The following is a 24,319-nucleotide window of genomic DNA, read 5'->3' as shown; positions in this document are numbered from 1 at the left end:
TACAACATTGGTGGTAAAAGATTTTACGGTAACCATGACTGCCAAAAATGGCTGTGGTGAAGTAAATGCCACTCCGGTGGTCATCAGGGTTTCGCCAAACAACATCATTCCCGAACTGGTGGTAAACGGAAACGAGAAGAGCGGTTGTGCACCCTTTACCGTAAACTTCATCAATAATACGAGTGGCGCAAGCAGCTTCATCTACACCTTTACCAACGAAGATACCGGTGAAATCAGCACAGCCTTTTCTACTACTACCGGTGTTTTCCCACACCTTTTCACCAAACCAGGTAGATATACGATTAAGCTTGATGCAAAAAACGACTGTTCTACAAATTCGACAAGCGAAACCGTAACTATATTACCACAACCAACTGTCGGTTTTATGGCCGACAAAACCGTTGGCTGTACCAATCTTGTGGTAAAGTTTAAAAACACCAGCGTTGGCGCAGTTGGATATGTATGGGATTTTGGCGATGGTTCTCCAACTTCTACAGACTTTGAGCCACAACATACCTACAACGGTTCGGGCGTAAATTATACCGTTAGCCTAACCACTACCAACAGCCTGGGCTGTACCAATACTTTGGCCCTACCCAATTTCATCCAAATCGCCGCTCCTCCTGTGGCAACTTTCACCGTGAGTCCGGGCAACGAACTTTCCATTCCGAATTACAGCTTTGGCTTTAAAGATACCAGCACCGATGCCGTAAGCTGGGAATGGTCTTTTGGCGATGGTGCTAAATCGACCCTGCAAAACCCCAACCATACTTATGCTAACGAAGGTACTTACACCGTAACCTTAAAAGTATTGAACAAGGAAGGTTGTACTGCCAGCACGTTCCAATCGGTTAGGATTATCGGCGTGCCGGGTTATTTAAATATTCCGAACTCCTTTATGCCGGCAAGTGCGAAAAACGAAATCAAGATTTTTAAGGCAAAAGGCCGTGGCATAAAAGAATGGACCATGTCTATCTTCAATAAATGGGGACAGTTGTTATGGGAAACAACCAAATTAGACGATGGTGCACCTTTAGAGGGTTGGGATGGTACTTACAAAGGCCAGGATCAGCCACAGGGCGTTTATTATTGGAAAGTAGATATCAGGTTTATCAATGGCAGCGATTGGAAAGGGATGACCTACGATTCATCTCCTCCGAAAAAAACGGGCGTAATATATTTAATCAGATAGATGATGGGGAGAAGGATAATCATATTTTTGCTTGCATTGGTGCTACCGTTAATTTCACTGGCGCAAGACCATATTTACTCTCAGTTTTACAATGCGCCTATATATTTAAATCCGGCGCTAACCGGACAGTTTGAAGGCGATATCCGGTTTAATGCACTATACCGCAACCAGTGGACCGGCCTGGCCAGCGATTTTTCGTACATGACTGCTTCGGGCGATATTAACCTGCGCAGACTGAACAGTGGTATTGGCCTGGTTTTTAACCGCAGCAGCGAAGGCACAGCTTATCTGGTTAAAAATAATATTGCTGTAAGTTATGCCTACATTATCGGCGGCGACGATTTTACCCTTTCGTTTGGCTTGCAGGCTGGCGTTACCAACCAGAAATTAAATTGGGATAAACTGGTGTTTGGCGATCAGATCGACATTAATACAGGCTATATTCCCGGCAGTATTTCAGGTGCCGAGCGCCCCAGCGTAGATAGCCGCTTTTATTTAGATGCCAACGCAGGAGCAAACCTGGTGGTAGGCAAATTTATGATGGGGCTAGCTACCCACCACCTTAACCGGCCCGACGAATCACTTTCGGGTTTTCAAAGCAAATTACCCCTTCGTGTTTCAGGCAATTTGAGCTACAAATTAACCCTGATCCCCGATCAGTACGACCGCGACGGTAGCTACCTCATCCCTTCTATCGTTGCTTACAAACAAACCAACGTTACTTCTTTCAGTGCGGGTATGCAATACAAATACGCAGGTATTAACGCCGGCATCTGGTACCGTAACGATGGCAATAGAAACGGAAACGACGCGATTGTTTTTTCGGTCATCTTCGATATTTTTAATAGAAGAACCAACGGCGAAAAATTCAGACTGGGCATTAGCCATGATGCAACCACCTCTAAAATTAACTACACGAATACCGGCGGTACATCCGAAATTGGGGTGGGCTACGAAAAATACTTTCCAAATAGTTCGAACGGAGGCCGTGCAAATGGCTTAAGATGTTACGATTTTTATTAATTTGCCTTAGTTAATTTAAGGCAATGAACGAGATTCTGGAAAATAACCATTTCATTACGCAAAGCGAGGTGAATAAATTTTTACTCGCCACCCTGTTATGTGGTATCATAGGTGCCGAACGCGAGTACAGAAGTAAATCAGCAGGTTTAAAAACCATGATGATGATTGGTTTGGGAGCTACGCTATTCACTATCCTATCTATTAATATCGGGGCAACGAGCCAAGACCGAATTGCATCGAACATTGTAACAGGTATAGGTTTCTTAGGCGCAGGCGTAATTTTCAAAGAAGAAAACCGCGTTAAAGGCTTAACCACCGCCTGTATCATCTGGATTGTTGCAGCCATTGGTATGGCTGTTGGTTCTGGTTATTATCATCAGGCTATAGGTGTTACCATTGTAGTGATGCTGGCCTTGATTATTTTTCCTTTTTTAGAAGAAATTGGCGACCGTCGCTTTACCAAACGGGTGTACCGCATTGTTAAAAAACAGCATACCCATGGCGATTTAGAAAGCTATGAGGAAGTTTTCAGGGAAAGCAAACTGAAGCCTCAGCGCGGCAAACACCAACTGGTAAATAATATCATTACCGGAAACTGGACGGCTACCGGCACGCCACAAAACCACCAGAAGTTTGTAGAGCGGATGCTAAAAGATGATGATATTATAGAGTTTGATTTTTAACAGATTCAAACAAATCCGTGCGTTGCTTCTGCAATGCCAGTTTTTTCTCTTCTATCACAATTGTATTCGACCACCTGTCGTGCCAGGGTTCGCAGGGATTTCCCAATGCACTAAGTTCATTAAAAGGAACCGCGCGTATGATGTTACGCAGAAAGGCTTTCGGAAAATCGATTTCTGTCCCGTCTGAATTTACTGCTTTTGTTCCTGTAATTAATTTACCGATTGATTTTCCACGTGAAACAGCTTCAATAAAACACATAAACAAGCTGTAACAAACCATTCCGATTAAGCGGATCAGCAACAAACCGTTGATACCATCCAACAAACCTGGATAGATTATTTCTATCACAATTCCGCCAACAAATAACGCAACGTAGAACACGAGTACATCAATAACGTGGTTAGCAAACCTTTTCTGCGTAGAAGCTCGGCAGTAAGCTAAATTTAAATCTCTATTAAACGGGTCGAATTGCATTTGAGGCATTATTTTAGTGCCTAACAATGTAAAACTTTTTCAGGCAGCAGCAAAAAATTATTTAGCTAAAAATCACAAAACAATCATAGCTTTGCATAACTAACTTTCGTGATGATTAAGGAACAGATTTCAGTTTTCGATATTTTTAAAATAGGCATCGGCCCATCCAGCTCGCATACTTTAGGTCCGTGGAGGGCAGCACAGCAGTTTACCGCTTCTCTAGCGCAAAACCACCCGATTGATACCGTAGAAGGCATAAAAATATTGTTGTATGGCTCGCTTGCTAAAACAGGTAAGGGCCATGGAACTGACGTTGCCATTTTATTAGGCTTAACAGGTGCCGATCCGGTAACTTTTGATGTAGATGCAGTAACGCCAACTTTCGAAGCCATACAAAAGAACAAAAAACTGAACCTGGCCAATCAACTCGTTATTGATTTCGATTATACAGAAGATTTGCTTTTCCTGTTTTCCGAAAGCCTGCCCTTCCACCCCAACGCCGTTACTTTTCAGGCTTTTTTAAGCAATGGAAAAGCTTTCTCAGAAACCTACTATTCTATTGGTGGTGGTTTCGTGGTAAAAGAGGGTGAAGACAACAGCAATAAACCGCAGGTAGACCTACCCTTTCCGGTCGAGAAAGCCAAAGATCTTTTACATTGGTGTTTATCAACCGGCTTAAAAGTAAGCGAGATTGTACTGGAAAACGAACTGGCCTGGCGCCCCGAAGCAGAAACGAAAAAAGGCATTTTACAACATTTCGCTGTTATGCGCGATTGCATTTACCGCGGTTGCCATACTACCGGTTTTCTACCCGGTGGTTTAGATGTTGCCCGACGTGCTTTCCCGCTCAACAAAAGACTGATCGGTCAAAACGAATATACCAATTACGATACCTGGGTGGAAGCGATTAGAAACGGTGGAAATGGTTTCAACTATATTTTAGACTGGGTAAGCTGCTTTGCACTGGCTGTTAATGAAGAAAATGCTTCGTTTGGCCGTGTGGTTACCGCACCAACTAATGGTGCTGCAGGAGTAATACCGGCAGTACTCCAATATTTCATTACCTTCTGCAATGGCTATACTGAAGACAAAATTATTCAGTTTATTGCCTGCGCTTCAGAAATAGGCAGTATTTTCAAAAAAGGCGCCACCATTTCAGCCGCTATGGGCGGTTGCCAGGCCGAAATTGGCGTTTCATCAGCCATGGCTGCAGCTGCACTAACCGAATGCCTTGGAGGCTCGCAAAGACAGGTACTAATGGCAGCCGAAATTGCTATGGAACATCACCTGGGCTTAACCTGCGATCCTATTGGCGGTCTGGTGCAAATCCCTTGTATTGAAAGAAATACCATGGGGGCCATAAAAGCCATTACCGCAAGTCAGCTGGCTTTACAAAGCAACCCTGATAAGGCTAAGGTAAGTTTAGATGCCGTAGTAAACACAATGTGGGAAACTGCACTGGATATGAATGCAAAGTACAAAGAAACCTCAGACGGAGGCCTTGCAACCAATATCCCGATCAGTTTGCCGGAGTGCTAACTCAACATTGTTGCATTTAAATGACAGATATTATGGATTTATTACAAACATTCTGACCCTAAATCAACAAGTATTTCTACATTCGCTCAATTTTATTAATTATTCATAAAAAAATGATCAACTACACCAAAATCAGTGTGATTGGTCTGGCTTTGTCGTTATCTACTTTAGTAACCTATGGTCAGGACAATCTTGTTAATTCTTTAAAAAACAACCAAAGCGAAAACAGTAAAGCCTCTTTTAAATTTACTGATGTTATTAATCTGGCCAACACGCCTGTTCAAAACCAGGGTTCATCGGGTACTTGCTGGAGCTATTCTACCAACTCTTTCCTTGAATCGGAAATGATTAAAGCGGGTAAACAACCTGTTCAGTTATCGCAGATTTTCACGGCCCGTAATGCTTATGTAGAAAAAGGAATCAACTATGTACGTATGCATGGCGCGGTTTCTTTAGGCGATGGTGGTGCTTTGCACGATGTAATTAATATGTACAGAAAATATGGTGCAGTGCCACAGGAAGCCTATACCGGCTTAAACTACGGTACAAAAACCAATAAAACGGCCGAGCTTGGCGACATCGAAAAAGGTGTTTTAGAAGCTGTGGTTAAAAATTCGAACGGTGAATTAACACCAAACTGGTTAAAAGCTTATACTGGTGTTATCGATGCTTATTTAGGCGCTGTTCCAGAGAACTTTACTTACAATGGCAAAAAATATACTCCTAAAACTTTCGCAAACGAAGTAGTAGGCATCAACCCTGATAATTATGTAGAGTTATCTTCTTTCAACGATCACCCTTTCTATAGCAAGTTTACGTTATTGGTTCCTGATAACTGGTCGTTTGATCAGGTTTACAATGTTAAAGTAAACGATATTACCGACATTATCGACAACGCTTTGAAAAACGGTTATACTGTGGCCTGGGCTACTGATGTAAGCGAGAAATCTTTCAGCTACAAAAACGGTGTGGCTTTCGTTCCGCAAACGCCTTATAACGACATGACGGTAAAAGAGAAAACCGATATGTTTAATGGTCCGCAGGCAGAGATGGAAATTACACAGGAAAACCGTCAGGCTGCTTTTGATAACTACCAAACTACCGATGACCACGGTATGCACATTGTTGGTGTATCGAAAGATCAGAATGGAAAAGAATACTATATCGTTAAAAACTCTTGGGGTGTAACCAATGATTACAAAGGTTATTTATACGTAACCAAAAACTACGTAAAATATAAAACTACTGCCTTTTTATTAAACAAAGCAGGTATTCCATCTGCTATTGCTAAAAAATTAGGTTTGTAAAAAAGCTTAAATGATGGGGAGCCGCAGAAGAAATTTTGCGGCTTTTTTATTGGATTTAATCGCTAAGCGCGTTGAGTTTTTCGCGAAGTGCGCTAAGCGTAGGGCTTTTGACGAATGACGCCGATCTTACCATAGTAATCGTCATTTCGACTGGAGCGCAGCGCAATGGAGAAGTCTTTAAACAGCTTTAGCTTCGCTGAGCTCCCAATAGTTTTCGAATACATTGCACCGCTCGAAATGCCTCCGTGGCTAAATCATTTGCGATTAAACCAACCCCGAATAAGTCAGCACCAACCACCACAAGCCTGTAGTAACAAAACACAGTACAATCCCCACACCTACTACCAGGTTAGCCAGTTTAGGGTTCAGGTTATACTGATCGGCCACTACCCCAGCCGTTACCAGGGTTGGCATTGCCATTTCAAAAATGGTTATCCTGGTAATTGTACCGCTTAAACCCAATAGCACAGCTATGGCCAGAACAACCACAGGGGCCAGTATTAGTTTGTATAATAAAGTAAAGCTGATGTGTTTCAATTCGCTAAACCATCCACCAAACTTAAGTTGCAAACCAATCGAAAATAAAGCCAACGGACCAACCGTTCCGGCTAGTTTTTCGAAAAGCGGTTCGAGTGGGCTAATAGTGATAAAATGTGGAACCGTTAAAGCTAAAATGCAACCAATAAGCGGCGGGAATGTGAGCACCTTTTTAAGCACCAGCTGCGCGCTCAGTTTTTGATTCTGCGACGAGCGGATTGCCACAACAATACCAATGGTTGATAAGAGCATAAAGGTAGCCTGATCGCAGATAATGGCAATAGCCTGATCTTTTTCGCTAAAGTAGGCTGCAATTAGAGGGAAACCCAAAAATGAAGTGTTACTTAAAGAACTGGTTAACTTTAACCCGCCTGTTGTTGCCCTGCTTAGTTTTTGGCTCCTGCTATATACGGTAACGAACAACCAGCCAAACAACCACACACAAATTGGCGCCAGCACCGGAAAGAGCAGGTCTTTTGTCCAAACAATATGCGGCAAATATTTAAATGAAGCCGCAGGCAAGGCAATGTAAATAATCCAAGCATTAATGCCTTTGTGTGCATCCTTGGGCAGGGTTTTGCTTTTTCTAAAAAGGATGCCTGCCAGTATGCACAGACCGATAATAATAAAATTTGCCATGGGGTGCTGTAAATATAGCCATAAAACAAAAACGCCAATAAGATTTTATCCTATTGGCGTTTAAAAAATGATTTGATAAACTATTTTAAATGCGCTCTTAAAAACCAAGCCATTTCTTCGTGGGTTTCCATAAGTCCGGTAATAAAATCGCTGGTTCCGGCATCACCATAATCATTGGCAATCGGGTTAATGTTACCCCTGATAAATTCAATTACGGTTTCATGGTCGGCCAATAAATCTTTAATGTAACCCAAACTATCGTTGTGGCGCTCACTGTATTCAGTTAGGTGCGTTAAAGCCAAAAAGTTTTTCAGGGTTGCAGGTGCATAATGACCAATTTTACGGATACGTTCTGCAACGCTATCAATAAATTCATCCAGTTGGTTATACTGTTCTTCGAAAAATTTATGCTTAGCCAAGAAGTCGATACCTTCCACATTCCAGTGTGCATTACGGGTTTTTGTGTACAGAACATATTCATCGGCCAATAATTTAGCCAATTGTTCTGAAACTGCTTGTCTATTTTCTGGGGTTATTCCAATTTTTGCGTCCATTTTGATTCTGTTTTTATAAAGCTAATTTACTCTTTATCGTTGTCAAAACCGCAAATGAATATCACCATATTGTTAAATAAACAACAAAAATCATATGATTTTCGGAGGAATCAATCCATAAAAATTGGTGCCGTAGCGCATGTGTAACTAAAAAGCCACAGATTTCCAGATTAAATAAAAATCTGTGAATCTGTGGCTAAATTTTATTGAAATGTCTGCTGTGAATTCAGAAAGTCCTTCGACAGGCTTAGGATGACAACGTAGACCAGAACTAACTTGTTGGTTTAGGTTTTGGTTTCTTTTTATGCCAAACCCGTTTCTTACCATTGCCCTTATGCTGTGGTCTTTTTTCTTCCACATGGGTAATTTCCATCGTGGCAATATCCTCAGGTAAAGGCATTCGAGGCACCTGTTTTTCAATCAGTTTCTCTATGTTGTCGAATTTGCGTTTATCCCTACCGTTAACCAGGGTAATGGCTGTTCCTTTTGTAGCTGCCCTCGCCGTACGACCTATCCGGTGTACATAATCTGCCGGGTCGCCCGGAACATCGTAATTTATTACCAGATCGATTCCTTCTACATCAATACCGCGCGACAATACGTCTGTACCGATCAATATGGGCAATCTTCTGTTTTTAAAGGCCAACAAGATGTCCTCACGCTCTTTCTGGCCTAAATCTGAGTGAAAGGCCTCTGCTTTAATACCAAGTCCTTTAAAAGCTTTATACAAGGCTTTTACTTTCTCTTTAGTTGAGGCAAAAATGATACTGCTTTTATATTTTTCGTCCTTAAAAATCTCGGTTAGTAAGGCTTGTTTTTGCTGATCGTGGATATTATAGGCCTGCTGATCGATCCCTTCGGCAGGTTTAGCAATGGAGATGGTAATCTGTTTAGGCTCGTGCAAAATTTTGCCGGCCATATTCCTGATTTTCGGTGCCATGGTAGCCGAAAACAAAAGTGTTTGTCTTTTTTTAGGCAGGTAACTGATAATCCGGATGATATCATCGTAAAATCCCATATCCAGCATCCTGTCGGCTTCATCCAGAATTAAATGCTGCAAATGCTCCAGCTTCAATACCCCTGATGATAAGTGTGCCATTAAGCGGCCTGGTGTAGCAATAATAATATCCACACCTTCGCGCATCGAACGTTTTTGCTGTTCGTAAGCAATACCATCACCTCCGCCATAAACGGCTAATGAACTGATATTGGTAAAATAAGCCAATGCTTCTACCTGCAAATCAATTTGCTGGGCAAGCTCGCGGGTTGGCGCCAAAATCAAAGTATTGTTATGCCTGTCGGCAGCCCGGCTAATTTTGTCCATTACCGGCAAAAGGTAGCTGGCCGTTTTTCCTGTACCCGTTTGGGCGCAGGCAATCAGATCGTGATTATCTAAAATTACCGGAATGGCTTGTTCTTGTATGGGAGTAGCGCTTTTATACCCCATGGCCATTAGGCCTTCATATAAATCGGGGTTAAAATTAAAGTCGTTAAAATTCAATCTGTTTGTTTTTGTCTTTTAGCAAAAGTACCTCAAATTAAGGCGAATAGCAAACGCATTTCAATATCAATACAGGATTGGCCATTTTAACTATAATCCCTCAGCCCTGAAATCCTTTTCCGGCTTCCAAATCTTTGAAAACTTGCTGCTCACAGCAACAGGAGATCAAAACCACTTTGAAAGCTTCCTACCATGCGCAGCGACAAATCATAGTTACTTTGAAAGCTTCCCACCCACAGCAGGAAGCTTTCAAAATAATACCCCTAAAAGTTGTACAGCCTCAAAAGCCTTTAAACAAAAAATGCCCCGATCATAACCGGAGCATTGGTGAAATTATAATAGACAAAACTTAGTCCACCAGGATATCTTTCTCTGGTGTATTGGTTTCGGGGTTTTTAGGCAATGTTACCTTTAAAATTCCATCGGCATAAGCCGCAGAAATTTGCTCGTTAAGTACTTTTCCGTTTAAAGCAAAAGCTCTTTCAAAAGCACCGTTGCTGTACTCGCGTCGACTAAATTTTTCAGTTGGCCCGTCTTCAGCCGGTTGGTATGAAATGGTTAAAACATCATCCTTGGTTACTACTTTCAGGTTTTCTTTAACCAAAGCGGGTGCAAAGAGGTGAATAATGAAACTATTTTCTGTTTCCTCGATGTTTACAGGCACGCGCCTGAAACCACGGTTAAACATTTCGTATCCCGGTTTAAAACGGCCACCAAAGTGATGACCAAATCTGCCGCCCCTATGGCCGCAACCGTGATGCATTTTGCCTGTATGGCAGCTATGTTCGTTGTACATGTTTTTAAAATTTAATGGTTTGTAATTATTAATTCTCAAGCGCTGTTGCCTGCGTTTTAACTGGAAACACCAAACTGCGTTTTAGGTATTCCCAGTAGTTGGGTAATGATATTAGCGTATGGGTAAGCTGGAGAAAATACGGCATAATCGAATTTTAGCCCCCTGATCTGTACTACAATATCATCGATAAATTTCATCGGTTCGAGCAATGCGCTAATCAGGCCCGACTTCGATTCGTCGCTTTTCTTTTGCTGAAAAATATCCAGATCTCCCTTATAAGGCTTAAAGTCAGCACCTATGCCCTCAACAGGCTCCTGAAACTCATCCGAGCTGAAAAATGTAACTTCCTGCCCCTTGCTAATCAGTTCGTTGGCCAGACCTAAAATCGGCCTCGCAGAACTGTCATATGGATTGGATAAAAAAAGTACGCGCGACATATCAGTTTATTTTACGGGGACGATGTGTTGAGTGGCTTCTGGCTTAAACTCAAAAGCGCTTGTTGTATTGTTACTGTGGTGGTTAAAAGCATGGCTTTTCTGTTCAGGCCTGCAATCATGCTCATGGTAGTACCTGTTTCTAAAGTCTAACCGGTCGCGGTATCCGTTCTGAACAGCCAATACGTTTAAGCTGTAAAAAGTTGCTCCGGCTGCTACTAAGACTAAAAATATTCTAAATGCTCTCATGGCTAAATTAATTTATGTTAATACTGTTTGCTACGCCGTTACCCTGAACGTTTGGACGGTACCATTGACCATCAATTGGGGTAATCTGTTCAAAGTGATTGGGGTAGTATTCATTAAAACGCTGGGCAAAGCGCCTGCGGCGGTTAAAGGCAAAAATTCTGAACACCATTCCGATGAGCATGGCAATTAAAATAAATTTGAATATAAATGGAACGAAGAATACGGCTGCACCCAGTACAATTCCGAATCCTATGGCTTTTAATATTTTTTTCATGGTTAATTTCCTTGTTTGATTAGGTAGACGGCAGAGAAAAGATTTTACTTTAATTTTTTTTGAAATATTTTTTGAGGGGTCTTAGCCAGGGAGTATGGGTGGTTCAGTTTTTAGCAGCTGACTTTTAGCTACTCAGCTATGGAGCGCCGAAAGTCCTTCGACAGACTTAGGATGACAGACCCCGTAGAAGAATCGTCATTGTGACTAGAGCCGCCCGGTTTTTCACCGGTGGCGAAATGCATGCCCGTACAGGCGGTGAGAGATCTTTAAATAGACTTCTCGGCTACGTTGTACTTCGCTCGAAATGACGTCCCTGAATGGGCTGTTACTAAATATTAATTTTTATGAAATAAATTAACCCTCAGGATGACAGACTTTTTAGGAAATAAAATAGACAAGCAACAAAAAAGCCAGCTTAGCTGGCTTCAAATCACTCTTTATCGCTGATCGTGGCGGCCCCAGCCACCACAACGCCGTTTATATTCTTCTTTAAACTTCGCTCTTTCTTCTTCGTTCATACTGTGCCATTTCGCACGCATATTATGTGCTTTTTCGCGGAAACCACCGCCGCCGCCTTTATTAAAATTACCGAACAATATGCGGCACAGCACGAGCAGCCCAATTGCCTGCCAGAAATTAAGTCGCCCGGCATGGGCTACTTCAGGTAAAATCCAGTTCCACAAGTACATTACTACAAAACCCAAAGCGGTGGCAATTAGTACTACCACAGGTAAAAAGAAAATGAATTTCTTGCCTTTACTAAACTTTCTATTTCTCATCTCCTGCAAATTTAATAATTGATAAATTCCTGATATAAATTTTGTAAGCGGCTGCGTAAATGCTTTACCGCATAACCTTTTCTCGATATTAAAGTTTTGATATTTTCGCCGGTTTCATCGGCCAGCTCCTGAAAGGTACGTTCCTCGAGCTCATTCTGAACAAATACGTATCGCTGGTTTTCTGGCAGCTCATCGAGTGCTAAAAAAAGCTGATCCCAAAAGAGCTTTTTTAAACTTTCTTCTTCGGGCGAATAAGATTCGGCCAGCAATATATCCCTAAAACTGATTTCGCCATCTTCCCCTTCAAAAGTAAAATCTTCCAGCCGTTCTTCTTTCTGTTTACGGTACTTATCGGTTATTTTATTCCGTGCTACACGATACAACCAGCCGCTAATCTGCTCAATGGCACCCGCCTCGGGCTGGTTACTTAATTGAAACCAAACATCCTGCAAAATATCTTCTGCATCCTCGTCCGTATTCACCCGCCCACGGATGAAACTAAAGAGGCGCTTACCGTAACTGGCAACTGTAGAAATGATATTTTGAGGTTCGTTTTTTGGCACTATTTATCTTTTGTAAACCAGTAAACGGATGAAACTCAATATTACTTTAAATTTTCTTTAATTTTTTCAAAAAAAAGCTAATACTCTGAAAATGAATCGCTATGTTGGTCAGGATATGTTTTCCTGTCCTTATGAACTGAGGATTTTTAATTCTCCTAATAATTTTACCTCACAACCAGGCCTGCGTAAAAATGCGTGTAGATTGGTGTTTCCAAACCATATTTAGCGGCTTCGTGCACAATGTAACCTGTTAACGATTCTACTTCCGTTTCAGGTTTTTGCCCCAGATAGTCCCTGTGCATTGAAGAAGTGGCTTCGTACTTCATCGATTTCATGGTATTAAAGGTCCTTTCCATAATATCGTCACCGAGGGAAATCCCTTTGACTAAAGCCAGGCTTTTTATTTCGGCAATCAGTAGCTTAACTTCATGACTATGGTGCAAGAGTACCTCACCAATGGTTTTATTGTAAAAAGAGGTAACTGTGGCGGTTGGCGATATAAAAATAAATTTCTCCCATACTGCGGTCGAAATTTTATCGGTACAGTTTACCTCAATTCCAGCATCACGGCATATATCGTTAAGCAATAATACCTCTGATGTTAAAGGTCCATCTAATCCGAAAGATATTTTCTGTATCGCACCCGAGTTTTCAATTACACCTGCACTTTTTAACCGCGAAATGATAAAGGCACAACCTTTTAACACCGTATTTTCTGGGAAACGCCGGTTAATGATATCATAGGCATCAACACCGTTTAACAATGGCAGAAGCACAGTTTGTGGGCCAATACAAGGCTTTAAACTGTCGAGTGTTTGGTTTAAACCGTAACTTTTGGTACAAATGATAATGTAATCAGCTATGCCTGTTTCATCAAAATGATCGGTTGCCAGATCTGGACTTGCAATAAAAGCTTCATTGCCCCTTATCACCTTTAAACCATTTGCTTTAATTGCACTTAAATGTTCGCCACGAGCTACAAAAACGATTTCAACAGCTCCCTTTCCAGCATATTTTTTAGCCAGCAAACCGCCGAAATAGCCGCCGACACCGCCAATCCCAACGATTACTATTTTTACCTTTTTAGCCATATTGTTATTTTAAAGCCCCGGTTGGATTAGTGCCCTTATCCACCACAATTTTACTGTTACCCTTCAAATCGGCTACATAAATTTTCGATTGAATAAAGGGTTTTTCGGCACCGCTATAAAAAATCCGGTCGTCGGCAGTTACAAAAACGTAAGATACATTTATACCCTTGGGCGAAAGCCTGTCGATTTTCTTATTGGCCAAATCCAAAATATAAACCGCCTCAGCAGGCCCGGTTAATCCATCCAATACATCAGTATTGCCGGCATTGAAAATCAGTTTGTTGCCGTCTTTGGTATAAAAGAAACGATTACTACTGGCAATGGTTAAATCTTTACCAATTAAACCTGCAATTAACTTGGTATCAATCACCTTACCCGAAAGATCAAAAGTGTACAAATTGGTTAAATCCTGACCAACGATTTCCTTCTCATTTTTCCACGTTGGGGCATACACATTAATTTTAGATGCACTATCAAGCATTACATAGCCTGAATTATCTGCTTTAATAATGCCTATTTTCCATAGGCCTTGTTTGTTAAAAATGTTAAAAGCAATGGTACTGCCATCAGCCGACCATACCGCCTGGTAATAATTGTTGTTATTTACCACCAATTCGCCCTGACTTTTATTCTCCATATCGGCAATCCATATGGAGCGGTGCCCAGCAGAATCGCTTAAAGTGTAGGCAAGTCTATTCCCGTCGGGCGAAATGGCCGGATCGGTAGCACCACCGAACGAAATCTGCTTCATGGTATCGATGCTGGTAGCCACAATCTTTTCGCCATCCTGATAGGCCAGGGCATAGTTTTTACTGCTTAACGAAACCGTATCTAATATCGCTTTCGAACCGCCCTCTGCTGATTGTTGATTGCTACAACTTGTAAGTACCGTGCCGGCTATAAAAATACAGGCCAGCTGAATGTTAAATTTCGTCATATACAATTTTACAAATTGTTTTTAAACAAAAAGATTCGGGCCCCTTGCAGAACCTGAATCTCCTCTTTTTATGATTTTAATTAGACTTAACTTTTTTTCTTATCGGCATAGCCAAACACTTTTTGCAATAAGGTAGAGCTTCTTGAGCCTAGATTATCCCTTATTTTCAGTTCTTCTTTCGCTACTTCGATAAACAATCCATCAATCGCCTTTTGCGTAACGTATTCGGTTAAGTTGGTGTTAACGGGTTTTACCAATGGCAACCTGTTGTACTGCGTGGTTAAATCGCTGTAATATTTGGTGGCATTTACCTTACTTAAGCTGGTGGTTACAATCGGGCTAAACTTTTGCATTAGCTGAGCTGTAGTTACCCGCTTAAAGTATTCGGTAGCGGCATCTTTATTGCCCAAAAGAATATTGGTAGCATCGGTAAGCGTCATTTGTTTAATGGCCGAAATAAAAATGGGCTTGGCTTCTGTAGCGGCATCTTCTGCTGCGCGGTTCAGGCTCACAATTACATTATCGCAAAGCTTGTTCAAGCCAATGCCCCGCAATGTTTTTTCTACTTTTTGTGCTTCGGGTGGCATTAAAATTTTAACCGCCAGGTTGCCCAAAAAACCATCTTTAACCGAAAGCCTGTCGGCACCAGCCGAAATACCGATTTGCAATGCTTCTTTAATGCCCTGTCCTATTTCGAAAGTTGAGGGTGTTCCTGTAGCACCGGCGGTGGTTCCTTGTTTTTCGGTTACTTTTTTAAAAATATCGCTCAGTTTAATCTGGGCAGTAACGGTAAAGCTGGCAAACAGCAGTAAAGCCAGTGCAGTAGAAAAAGTTTTAATTCTTTTCATTTGGTGTGTGTTTAATCCTGACAAGCAAAACAACGGCCAGTTTTTTATTGGTGATCAAAGATAAGTGTTTCGGCAAAGTTGAAATGTTAAATTTTCATCCCTTCCCGTCTCTCAAATAAAATAGCTTTCATGAGGCATAATTCAAACAGATTAGCCTAAAAGATTAGTTTATGTCTTATCACTCAGAAATATTTTTTATACTTGAAAGATAATTCGATATAGCTACCTGTTTTTTTGAGATTTATAAAAAATACAGCTGGAAATAGCCAGCAAGATGATGCTAAACTAATTGCCGAGTATAAAAACGCGGGCAATTTAGATGCATTGGGTACGCTTTACAACAAATATATGCACCTGGTTTTCGGGGTTTGCCTAAACTACTTTAAGGATGAAGAGCAAAGCAAGGATGCTGTAATGCAGATTTTTGAAGAGTTGGTAACCAAGCTCAAAGTGCACGAGGTACAGAATTTCAAAAGCTGGCTTCATGTACTTACGCGTAACCATTGCTTAATGGCGCTGCGTAAATCGGCCAGGCAAAATAATGTTTCTATAGACGATACTTTTGTGGAAAACAGCGAGTTTGTGCATCTGGATATAGACAACACAAAAGAAACACAGCTTACCATTATGGAAAAGTGTATGCAAACTTTGCCTGAAGAACAGCGAAAAAGCGTAGATTTATTTTATTTACAGGAAAAATGCTATAAAGAAGTGGCCGATATTACGGGCTACGACATGCTTAAGGTAAAAAGTTACATCCAAAACGGTAAGCGGAATTTAAAGATTTGTATAGAGAAAAACAGTGGTGAATAACGATTGGTTAGATATTGATGTACTGGAAGATTACCTGGATGGTAAGCTTGATGCCAAAGCTATGCACTTTGTAGAAAGGCAGGCCTTGGAAGATCCTTTCGTTGCCGAAGCTTTGGAAGGCTTAAAACAATCGCCTAAACGCAAACAAACACTTTCTATTTTACAAAAGCAACTGCACGACAGGGTTTCGGAAAGGCCGATAAAGCGTAAACTCTGGGGTATTACCACACAAAGGCTCAGCATTGCTGCTACAGCTACAGTAGCTTTTATTGCGGTGAGTATTTTGTTCTTTATGCGCGAAACGAACCGCAGAAATGCCGAAATGGCCGCCCGAAAATCGGGTGGTGTAATGGTAAATCTCGATACTACTACCGCTATAGCCGCTGTTAGCCCTAAAACAGATACTTTGGCCAAAGTTGCCAAATCAACCTTAATTGATAAAGCGATTGCTGATGCTAAAACCAGCGATCTGGCCATCAACAAGAAAACAACACCAACCAATTATAGCGTGCAAAGGGAAATTGCAGAAAGCAAAGCAATTGAAGAACGTGCAAGCCTAAGTAAAGCTAAGGTGAGCGCTTTCGCCGCCCGTAAAGCCGATTCTATTCAAGCTAGGTTTGACGAACCGCTTGCAGTAGCTGCTGCACCACAATCGTTTGGATCAAGTAAAATTGTTTTTAGTGGCAATGTAGTGGATCAGCGTGACGGAAAACCCATTAGTGGCGCTGTAGTTAAACTGGCTGGATCGAAAAACATAACCGCAACCGATACCAAGGGATATTTTACCTTGCCAGCTGATAGCAGCGCTAAAGACAAGGATTTATTAATTAATGCCATTGGTTTTAAAGAGATTCCGGTGGTGGGTATGCAAGATCCAAATGCGATCAGGTCGGCCATGAGTGGAGGAAAAACACTCAACGAAATTGCGCTGATTACCGGATCGAATGGACGCAAGAAAGAAAATATACCTGCACCTAAAATTACGCTTCGTGCAGAGCAGAACCTGAATGGAAAATCGGCTGAGGAAATTACCAAGCCTATTCCGGTTGCTACAATTAACTATCAGCAATACCTCGAAAACAACAATAAACTGTATAACCCGAAAGGCCCTGAACAGTTTGTGATTTTAAGCTTTAAAGTAAAAACCAACGGAAGGCCTTCAAACATTACAGTTATTAAATCGCTTAACAAAAAAGCCGATGCAGAAGCGAAACGACTGATTCAGGATGGTCCGGATTGGGTACTTCCCAAAAAAGGTACCGATGTAGTTGAACTGAGCGTTAAGTTTTAGTGCAGATTTAACCGCAAAGCACGCAAAGCAAATTATTACATCCGAGCTTTTCATTGGAAGCCCCACTTAGGGTAAACCCATATCATTAAAGGTAGCTTCGCTGAACATCCTGTTGTTTATCCCAGCGACTATAGTGAACACAATACCGTTCCACTTTACGTCATTTCCGTGAAAACGGGAATCTTAAAGCATAAAACATGAATCATTAGCCTTTCTATTGCATTAAGATTACTATCAGATCAAGCTGGAAATGATGGGGTTAGGGCTTAGGAAATTGCAAATCACTTTGTGTCCTTTGCGAGAAGACTTAGCGTTCTTTGCGGTAAATTACAACAAAAAAGACCAGCGCTTTTGGCCCTGGTCTTCTGAGTATTATTAAAGGATTTTGTTTTTTATTTTAAGTAGTATATCACCGCGTAAATAATGGCTGCCAGTGTAGCTGAAACCGGGATGGTTAAAATCCATGCCCAAATCAGGTTAATGGTTACACCCCAACGTACTGCCGATACACTTTTAACAACCCCTACCCCTACAATAGAACCGGTTATGGTATGCGTAGTAGAAACCGGAATACCGAAGTGTTCGGTAATACCCAATGTTACCGCACCAGCACCTTCGGCAGCAACACCTTCAAGTGCAGTTACCTTGGTAATTTTCGATCCCATGGTTTTTACAATTTTCCAGCCACCACTCATAGTACCTAATGCTATGGCAGAGTAACAGGCAATTGGAACCCATGCAGGCATGGCTTCGAAGTTAGGAATCACCTTTGAAGCGATTAAAGCTGTTGCAATAATACCCATTACTTTTTGAGCATCGTTACCTCCGTGGAAGAAACTTAAGGCAGCAGATGATAAAAGCTGCAGACGTTTAAACCATTTTTCGGCTGTTGCCGGCTTGGCATAACGGCACACATTGATAATGATAAGCGTTAAAACCACCGAAATTACCATACCGATTATCGGAGCCAACACAATAAAGGAAACAATTTTAATTACATAACCCATGTTTACGGCATCGAGCGGACTAGCGCCTGTAAGCAAAGCATGTGTCATACCAGCACCTGCAAAACCACCAATTAAGGTGTGCGATGAGCTGGAAGGAATACCATACCACCAGGTTAGAAGGTTCCAGATAATTGCAGCAACTAAGCCTGCCAGAATAACCTCTAATGTAATGTAGTTTTCAATTACAGTTTTAGCAACTGTATTGGCCACTTTGTGGTCGGTAAAATAAAAATAAGCAGCGAAATTAAATAACGCAGCCCATAAAACCGCCTGAAAAGGCGTAAGTACTTTTGTAGAAACAACTGTTGCAATCGAGTTAGCGGCATCGTGGAAACCGTTAATATAATCGAAAGCAATAGCCAGAATTACAACAACAACCAGTAAGGTAGTTACCATGTTTGTTTTTTATTAAGCGTTTTTAACCAAGATAGTTTCAAGCACATTCGCTACATCCTCGCACTTATCTGTTGCTTTCTCTATCGTTTGTAAAACCTCTTTTTGTTTAATTAATTCAATTGCATTGGTTTCGTATTCGAACAAACGGGCTACCGCTAGGGTAAATACATAATCAGCCTGGTTTTCGCCGCTGTTAATGCGGATACAAGCATCAGCAATAACACGGATATTTTTGAAATTGCGCAATTCTTTAATCGCTTTATCAATATCGGTACACATTTCTACCAAAAGCTCGGCAATTTTAACAATCGGCTCATTAATGGTATTCATGTTATACATCTGCATGCGGTTAGCTGTGCCATAAATGTAATCGGCAACATCATCAACAGCAGTAGCCAGTTGGTGAATATCTTCACGGTCAAAAGGCGTAATAAAGTTCCGGCTTAACTCAAGAAAAATTGAATGGGTAATATCATCACCTACATGCTCCAGTCGCTCAATTTCTTTAAAAATGGCTTTTCTGTTTTCCGCATCGGCTGTGCTCACCATTGCTAAAAGGGCTTCAGCAATTTTTAATGCATTGCTTCCTGCCTGCTCGAACAGTGGATGAAACTTTCTGTCTTGAGGCGTAAAGAACTTAAAAATATTGTTCATGTTAATTTTTAATATGTTGCAAAGCTACAAGCTCAATGTTAAGTTAATGTTAATTTCTTAATTATATTAACAAAAACAACATCAAAAATCGCATTACCAATAAGAATGTCAGGATTTTACGCGCAGAGAGGCCCGTAAGCCTTAAACTAATTTTTTAGATTTGGTTTTGAACAGCTAAAAATATAGTGTTCTTACCCTCCCTTTTGCAAAGTAAATGCAAAGGTTGTTCCGATACCAGGTGTACTTCTTACCGATATGGTTTGTTGGTGTGCCTCTAAAATGTGTTTTACAATGGCTAAACCTAAACCGGTTCCGCCTACCTCGCGCGCACGATGGGTATCGATGCGGTAAAAACGTTCAAATAACCTCGCCAGATGCTTTTCTTCAATGCCAATTCCGTTATCGGTAACTTCAATCAAAACCTGATCGTGCAATTCGAAAATCTTAATGGCTGTTTCGCCTCCATCAATCCCATATTTAATACTGTTTACCATCAGGTTAATCAACACCTGACGTATCTTTTCCCGATCGGCAGAAACGGGAGTTATGGCAGTATATTTATCTTTAAAGAAAAGTTTAATGTTTTTGCTCTCCGCCCTGTCTTCCAGGTTTTCCATCACCTCTTTGGCCAGTTGCACAAAATCAAATTTCTGGTAATTGATGGGCGATTCGCCTGTTTCCAGCTTCGAAATGGCATCCAGATCGTTAATCAGGTAACTCAAACGCTCTACGTTGTTTTCGGCCTTTTTTAAAAATAACACAGCCTGATCCGGATCGTCTACCAAACAATCCTGCAAGGTTTCGATATAACCCTGAATAGCAAAAAGCGGTGTTTTAAACTCGTGCGAAACATTGGAAAGGAACTCTCTCCTAAATTGCTCCTGCTTTTTAAGCAAGTCGATTTCCTTTTTCTTCGCACCGGCCCATTCTTTCACTTCCTGCTCTACATCATTAATTGGATCGGAGCTTACATACTCACCAAGGGCATCTTTTAAATCTTTACCTAATTTAAGGTTATGAATAAGCTTATAAATGAGTTTAATTTTGGTATAGATGTATTTTTCGAGCAGATAATAAAAAACGAGGAAACTGCTTAGAAACGATACACCGAAAGAGATAGCCAGGTAATACCAGCTATGCTGAAAGTAAAAATTAACCATACCAATAGATAGACCTACGGCAAGGGCAGTAAACAAAACCAGCACACTTAATTTCATGTGGCAATTTAAAGCTTTTATGTTAAATATGTGTTAACAGCAGGGCATAAGTTGCCTGCTCCGGGACAAGCTGTTTGGTAGAGCGTATAAACGCAAAAAGCTTTCCCTGTTGAGGAAAGCTTTTCACTTTAAATATTGTTGTTACAATTTTTTAGTAGAATCTGCTTTAGCTGGAGTTGTTGCAGCAGGTTTAGTGCTGTTTAAGTTTCCACCAAGTGGTGATGGTGAAGGTGTTTTATCTAAACGCTCTTGAATAGCCGAACTTCCAACAGCAGCTTTACCACCGCTGGTTTTAGCGATTGTAGTAATTGACAAGGTTAAAACAACGATTGCCGTTAATAAAACCCAAGATCCTTTTTCTAAAACATCGCCGGTACGTTGAACACCAAACATGTTACTGGTGCCACCGCCTGTAGCTAAACCACCACCTTTAGGGTTTTGTATAAGTACAAATAAGCCTAAAGCGATACATACAATAATTAATAAAATGACTAAAAAGGTTACCATGGTAATATAATTTTTAAAATTTCTTTTCTATAGATTGGATAAGGTCGGCAAAGTAACCACTTTTTTCTGGATATTTCAAACTTAATTTTTTATAAGTATCTATGGCTTTGTGGTAAAGCATTTGCTCAATATAAATTTTGGCTAAAGTTTCCGAAACCAGGTCGTAATGATCTTCTGCACTTTTCTTGGCCTTATTTTCATTATCAATCAGTTCGGGCTTTGGTGGCTTAATGGTAGGGTCTTCTTTTAAAAACCGTTCAATAATTTCGGCACCTTTCACATCCTTAACTTCGGCAGCAGGATATTCGGCCAAATGGTCTGCTACTTCGAAAGGGGTTTGAATGTGAAAAATATGCTCAACGTACTGCTGCTGAAATTCTGCCTTTTCTTGTGGCTGAGTGGTTTGTGGCTTTGGTTTTTGCTTAGCCGGTTTTGCCTGCGCATAAGGTTGAAAAATCTGTTCGTGCTCTGCCCTGGTTTTAGCCAGCCACCATAAAAAGGTATAGGGAAGCTCATCGTCATCGTACTTAGAAACAAAATTCTTTTCCAGACTATCAGGTACTACCGTTTCAATTTCAGGTGCCGGAGCAACTACTTCAGTACTTGTCTTTTCTTCAAAAGCGAAGAAATCGATTGCCGATGCGGCCTCGATAAAAGAGTGATCTACAGCAGGCAGATCTACCAAATGGTTGTCTGAACCTGGTAAATGATCGGGGGTTTCTACTTCAACAGCCTTGTTCTGATTTAAGAGAACGGTTGCCGCAGGCTCTCCGATTTCTTCAAAAACTTCCTGCTCATCTAACTCAACAGTATCGGTTGCTTTAACCGGTACCATATTTAAAATATGGAACAGTACGTGCCCCTGGCCATATAATGCGGCCTTAGGAACAAATGCCGCATTAGCCCTTGCCAAAAGCAATTGAATAGGCTGCGCATAAGGAAACTGTTCAGCCATTTCCTGCAACATGGATGCATGCTCTGGACCAACCTTTCCAGGTTGCGCAATTAAATCTGCCAGTAGCTGTTTGTTATCCATTATTGAGGTTTGCTGCTAAGTTAAAAAAATGTAGACGGGTTTTTAAAAATTTTGTGTTTAACGGGCCGTTTTGCCTACCACTGTGCAAAAGCACGGTTAAAAATATCTTCTACCAATTGCTTGTTAATATTTTCGATAGCGCCTGGCAATAAAGATTGAATGGGTGCACCACCTACCGGAAAATCGAAATAACGGGTAAAGCTTTCTTCAAAGCTCTCTTTCTCGTGCTCTTTGATGTTATTTTTATACTTTACCGAAACGGTAATGGTAAGCCTGTTGGCGCCCGAGGTTGGTGTAGCACTGTTTTGAAGTGCCACCGGTTTAATATCATAGCCTGTAATCCTGCCCTCGAAAGAGGCGTCAGATTCACCGGTTACCAGAATGAGTTTGGTTTGGGTACGGATCCGGTTTTTTAAAGCCTCCGTAAGCTGGTTACTTAAGGTAGGTACTACCAATGGCGCATTGTTTTCGAATAAACGAATAGCCACATTTTTTAAGCCTGTTGTAGATGCTCCGCTAAATTTGTACGAGCACGAACTCAATACAGTAGCAACCAATATCAGCGCAAGTATTTTAATTTTCATCATGATATATTGTTATGCTTTTTTACAGCATGCTTATAACGGCAACAGTGGCTTAAACTTATAAATTTAATTCTTTAATCTTACGGTACAGGGTACGTTCTGATATACCCAGTTCCTGGGCAGCAAACTTGCGCTTGCCTTTGTGCTTTTTCAACGCTTTTTTAATCAGGTCCGATTCCTTATCAATCAGCGATAACGATTCTTCTACCTCTTCGGCATCGTGCGTAAAATAATCAGCATTATTGCTGCCATTGATGTTATTATTGCTTGGCGCGGGTTGTTGTATCGTAAACGCATGTTCTTGTCCGGCAGGCAACTCTACATCACGGTACAGCTGGTTAATGTATTGCGGGTTATCGGCCAAAACAGTTGCAGTATTGCCTCCATGCTGAATAATCTCAGCAACCAGTTTCTTCAGCTCAACCATGTCCTTTTTCATATCGAAAAGAACTTTGTACAAAATATCCCTTTCTGTAAAATCTTCTTTTGACTGAGAATTGATGGCCATTGGCAAATTACTACCTGCCTCGTTAGGGATATAATTTAATATAGCCTGACCGGTAACATTGCGATCTTTCTCCAGCACGCAAATCTGCTCGGCAATATTTTTTAACTGACGCACGTTTCCGGGCCAACTGTAATTGGTTAAAATTTGTATGGCATCTGGTTCGAGGTGCAAAGCCGGACTACGGTATTTATCGCTAAAATCGGCTGCAAATTTTCTGAACAACAAATAAATATCTTCTTTACGCTCCTGCAAAGCCGGGATACGCAATGGAACAGTATTTAACCTGTAATATAAATCCTCGCGGAATTTGCCGTTCTTAACGCGGTTGTACACATCCACATTGGTTGCGGCAATAATGCGTACATCGGTTTTTTGCACTTTAGATGAACCTACGCGCAAATATTCGCCGCTTTCTAAAATCCGCAGCAAACGTGCCTGGGTACCTAAAGGCAATTCGGCAACTTCATCTAAAAAAATGGTTCCGCCGTTGGCTACTTCAAAATAACCTTTACGTGCCTCGTGTGCGCCGGTAAAAGATCCCTTTTCGTGACCAAAAAGTTCCGAATCTATCGTTCCTTCGGGAATGGCACCGCAGTTTACGGCAATAAAGGCACCGTGTTTACGGGCGCTCATTTGGTGGATAATTTGCGAGAACACCTCTTTACCGCTACCGCTTTCGCCGGTTATCAATACCGACATATCAGTAGGCGCTACCTGGCTGGCAATATCTATAGCACGGTTAAGCAAAGGCGAATTGCCAATAATACCGAAACGTTGTTTAATATTTTGTGTATCCATTCTTCTTTAATGTTTCGTCACACTGAACTTGTTTCAGTGTCTCTTTGGTTTAAGATGCTGATCCAGATAAATCAGAACAGCATAACG

General features: G+C 41.2%; 27 protein-coding genes. 7 read left to right on the top strand and 20 right to left on the bottom strand.

Annotated elements, in window-relative coordinates; translation table 11 throughout:
• Nucleotides 1-10 precede the first annotated feature (10 nt).
• The 3 genes from G7074_RS10150 to G7074_RS10140 are packed head-to-tail and all read left to right on the top strand — an operon-like array spanning nucleotide 11 to nucleotide 2,898.
• Nucleotides 11-1,192 carry a PKD domain-containing protein gene (locus G7074_RS10150; protein ID WP_166208242.1) on the top strand — a complete coding sequence of 394 codons (1,182 nt, stop codon included), beginning with the start codon at nucleotides 11-13 and terminating at the stop codon, nucleotides 1,190-1,192.
• Nucleotides 1,193-1,195: 3 nt separating this feature from the next.
• Nucleotides 1,196-2,215 carry a PorP/SprF family type IX secretion system membrane protein gene (locus G7074_RS10145; protein ID WP_240916517.1) on the top strand — a complete coding sequence of 340 codons (1,020 nt, stop codon included), beginning with the start codon at nucleotides 1,196-1,198 and terminating at the stop codon, nucleotides 2,213-2,215.
• Nucleotides 2,216-2,238: 23 nt separating this feature from the next.
• Nucleotides 2,239-2,898 (top strand): MgtC/SapB family protein, encoded by a 660-nt coding sequence (locus G7074_RS10140; RefSeq protein WP_124558841.1) that lies wholly within the window; start codon nucleotides 2,239-2,241, stop codon nucleotides 2,896-2,898.
• On the opposite strand, the gene G7074_RS10135 is transcribed toward G7074_RS10140, so the two are convergent.
• Nucleotides 2,879-3,373: an RDD family protein gene (locus G7074_RS10135; RefSeq protein WP_166208236.1), complete on the bottom strand. Its 495-nt coding sequence runs from the start codon at nucleotides 3,371-3,373 to the stop codon at nucleotides 2,879-2,881. The genes G7074_RS10140 and G7074_RS10135 overlap by 20 nt on opposite strands.
• A gap of 111 nt (nucleotides 3,374-3,484) precedes the next feature.
• Here G7074_RS10135 and G7074_RS10130 point away from each other — a divergent pair, with 111 nt between their 5' ends.
• Both G7074_RS10130 and G7074_RS10125 read left to right on the top strand, forming a co-directional pair.
• Nucleotides 3,485-4,912, top strand: coding sequence for an L-serine ammonia-lyase (locus tag G7074_RS10130; protein ID WP_166208233.1), 1,428 nt, complete (start codon nucleotides 3,485-3,487; stop codon nucleotides 4,910-4,912).
• Nucleotides 4,913-5,025: 113 nt separating this feature from the next.
• Nucleotides 5,026-6,219 (top strand): aminopeptidase C, encoded by a 1,194-nt coding sequence (locus tag G7074_RS10125; RefSeq protein ID WP_166208230.1) that lies wholly within the window; start codon nucleotides 5,026-5,028, stop codon nucleotides 6,217-6,219.
• Between the two features lie 264 nt (nucleotides 6,220-6,483).
• Here G7074_RS10125 and G7074_RS10120 read toward each other — a convergent pair whose 3' ends face one another.
• The 12 genes from G7074_RS10120 to G7074_RS10065 all read right to left on the bottom strand — a co-directional run bounded on the left by G7074_RS10120 (nucleotide 6,484) and on the right by G7074_RS10065 (nucleotide 15,421).
• Complete coding sequence (locus G7074_RS10120) at nucleotides 6,484-7,395, bottom strand: AEC family transporter (protein ID WP_124558845.1); 912 nt, start codon at nucleotides 7,393-7,395, stop codon at nucleotides 6,484-6,486.
• Between the two features lie 80 nt (nucleotides 7,396-7,475).
• Entirely contained in the window at nucleotides 7,476-7,949 is a 474-nt protein-coding gene (locus tag G7074_RS10115) for a Dps family protein (protein WP_124558846.1), read from the bottom strand.
• Between the two features lie 271 nt (nucleotides 7,950-8,220).
• Nucleotides 8,221-9,450, bottom strand: a complete 1,230-nt coding sequence (locus tag G7074_RS10110; protein ID WP_124558847.1) for a DEAD/DEAH box helicase — start codon at nucleotides 9,448-9,450, stop codon at nucleotides 8,221-8,223.
• A 349-nt stretch (nucleotides 9,451-9,799) separates the two neighbouring features.
• Nucleotides 9,800-10,246, bottom strand: a complete 447-nt coding sequence (locus tag G7074_RS10105; RefSeq protein WP_124558848.1) for an Hsp20/alpha crystallin family protein — start codon at nucleotides 10,244-10,246, stop codon at nucleotides 9,800-9,802.
• Nucleotides 10,247-10,302: 56 nt separating this feature from the next.
• The gene (locus tag G7074_RS10100) at nucleotides 10,303-10,683 is read right to left on the bottom strand and encodes a hypothetical protein (RefSeq protein WP_124558849.1); all 381 of its coding nucleotides are present in this window, start codon (nucleotides 10,681-10,683) and stop codon (nucleotides 10,303-10,305) included.
• 6 nt (nucleotides 10,684-10,689) lie between these two features.
• A complete protein-coding gene (locus G7074_RS10095; protein ID WP_124558850.1) occupies nucleotides 10,690-10,929 on the bottom strand; it encodes a hypothetical protein in 240 nt (79 codons plus the stop codon).
• Nucleotides 10,930-10,936: 7 nt separating this feature from the next.
• Nucleotides 10,937-11,203, bottom strand: coding sequence for a hypothetical protein (locus G7074_RS10090; RefSeq protein ID WP_124558851.1), 267 nt, complete (start codon nucleotides 11,201-11,203; stop codon nucleotides 10,937-10,939).
• Between the two features lie 437 nt (nucleotides 11,204-11,640).
• Nucleotides 11,641-11,982, bottom strand: coding sequence for a hypothetical protein (locus tag G7074_RS10085; RefSeq protein WP_199748289.1), 342 nt, complete (start codon nucleotides 11,980-11,982; stop codon nucleotides 11,641-11,643).
• Between the two features lie 11 nt (nucleotides 11,983-11,993).
• Entirely contained in the window at nucleotides 11,994-12,545 is a 552-nt protein-coding gene (locus G7074_RS10080) for an RNA polymerase sigma factor (protein WP_124558852.1), read from the bottom strand.
• Between the two features lie 164 nt (nucleotides 12,546-12,709).
• On the bottom strand, nucleotides 12,710-13,636 hold the full coding sequence (locus G7074_RS10075) for a ketopantoate reductase family protein (protein WP_166208227.1): 927 nt from the start codon (nucleotides 13,634-13,636) through the stop codon (nucleotides 12,710-12,712).
• 4 nt (nucleotides 13,637-13,640) lie between these two features.
• Nucleotides 13,641-14,573: a PD40 domain-containing protein gene (locus G7074_RS10070; protein WP_166208224.1), complete on the bottom strand. Its 933-nt coding sequence runs from the start codon at nucleotides 14,571-14,573 to the stop codon at nucleotides 13,641-13,643.
• Nucleotides 14,574-14,659: 86 nt separating this feature from the next.
• Entirely contained in the window at nucleotides 14,660-15,421 is a 762-nt protein-coding gene (locus G7074_RS10065) for a DUF4197 domain-containing protein (RefSeq protein ID WP_124558855.1), read from the bottom strand.
• A 234-nt stretch (nucleotides 15,422-15,655) separates the two neighbouring features.
• On the opposite strand from G7074_RS10065, the gene G7074_RS10060 reads away from it, so the two are divergent.
• Both G7074_RS10060 and G7074_RS10055 read left to right on the top strand, forming a co-directional pair.
• On the top strand, nucleotides 15,656-16,234 hold the full coding sequence (locus tag G7074_RS10060) for an RNA polymerase sigma factor (protein ID WP_124558856.1): 579 nt from the start codon (nucleotides 15,656-15,658) through the stop codon (nucleotides 16,232-16,234).
• The gene (locus G7074_RS10055) at nucleotides 16,227-17,525 is read left to right on the top strand and encodes a carboxypeptidase-like regulatory domain-containing protein (RefSeq protein ID WP_166208221.1); all 1,299 of its coding nucleotides are present in this window, start codon (nucleotides 16,227-16,229) and stop codon (nucleotides 17,523-17,525) included. Before G7074_RS10060 ends, G7074_RS10055 begins: the two co-directional genes overlap by 8 nt.
• 392 nt (nucleotides 17,526-17,917) lie before the next feature.
• Here G7074_RS10055 and G7074_RS10050 read toward each other — a convergent pair whose 3' ends face one another.
• The 7 genes from G7074_RS10050 to G7074_RS10020 all read right to left on the bottom strand — a co-directional run bounded on the left by G7074_RS10050 (nucleotide 17,918) and on the right by G7074_RS10020 (nucleotide 24,232).
• Nucleotides 17,918-18,928, bottom strand: coding sequence for an inorganic phosphate transporter (locus tag G7074_RS10050; protein ID WP_124558858.1), 1,011 nt, complete (start codon nucleotides 18,926-18,928; stop codon nucleotides 17,918-17,920).
• 12 nt (nucleotides 18,929-18,940) lie between these two features.
• Nucleotides 18,941-19,582: a DUF47 domain-containing protein gene (locus G7074_RS10045; RefSeq protein WP_199748290.1), complete on the bottom strand. Its 642-nt coding sequence runs from the start codon at nucleotides 19,580-19,582 to the stop codon at nucleotides 18,941-18,943.
• 191 nt (nucleotides 19,583-19,773) lie between these two features.
• Entirely contained in the window at nucleotides 19,774-20,799 is a 1,026-nt protein-coding gene (locus G7074_RS10040; RefSeq protein WP_124558860.1) for a cell wall metabolism sensor histidine kinase WalK, read from the bottom strand.
• 141 nt (nucleotides 20,800-20,940) lie between these two features.
• Complete coding sequence (gene secG / locus G7074_RS10035) at nucleotides 20,941-21,306, bottom strand: preprotein translocase subunit SecG (protein WP_166208218.1); 366 nt, start codon at nucleotides 21,304-21,306, stop codon at nucleotides 20,941-20,943.
• Between the two features lie 13 nt (nucleotides 21,307-21,319).
• Nucleotides 21,320-22,342 carry a hypothetical protein gene (locus G7074_RS10030; RefSeq protein ID WP_124558861.1) on the bottom strand — a complete coding sequence of 341 codons (1,023 nt, stop codon included), beginning with the start codon at nucleotides 22,340-22,342 and terminating at the stop codon, nucleotides 21,320-21,322.
• Between the two features lie 74 nt (nucleotides 22,343-22,416).
• The gene (locus G7074_RS10025; protein WP_317125518.1) at nucleotides 22,417-22,929 is read right to left on the bottom strand and encodes an LptE family protein; all 513 of its coding nucleotides are present in this window, start codon (nucleotides 22,927-22,929) and stop codon (nucleotides 22,417-22,419) included.
• A 55-nt stretch (nucleotides 22,930-22,984) separates the two neighbouring features.
• The gene (locus G7074_RS10020; protein ID WP_124558862.1) at nucleotides 22,985-24,232 is read right to left on the bottom strand and encodes a sigma 54-interacting transcriptional regulator; all 1,248 of its coding nucleotides are present in this window, start codon (nucleotides 24,230-24,232) and stop codon (nucleotides 22,985-22,987) included.
• Nucleotides 24,233-24,319: the final 87 nt, after the last annotated feature.

The organism is Pedobacter sp. HDW13 (assembly GCF_011303555.1).
Lineage (GTDB): Bacteria > Bacteroidota > Bacteroidia > Sphingobacteriales > Sphingobacteriaceae > Pedobacter.
This window is presented reverse-complemented; position numbering and strand designations above follow the sequence as displayed.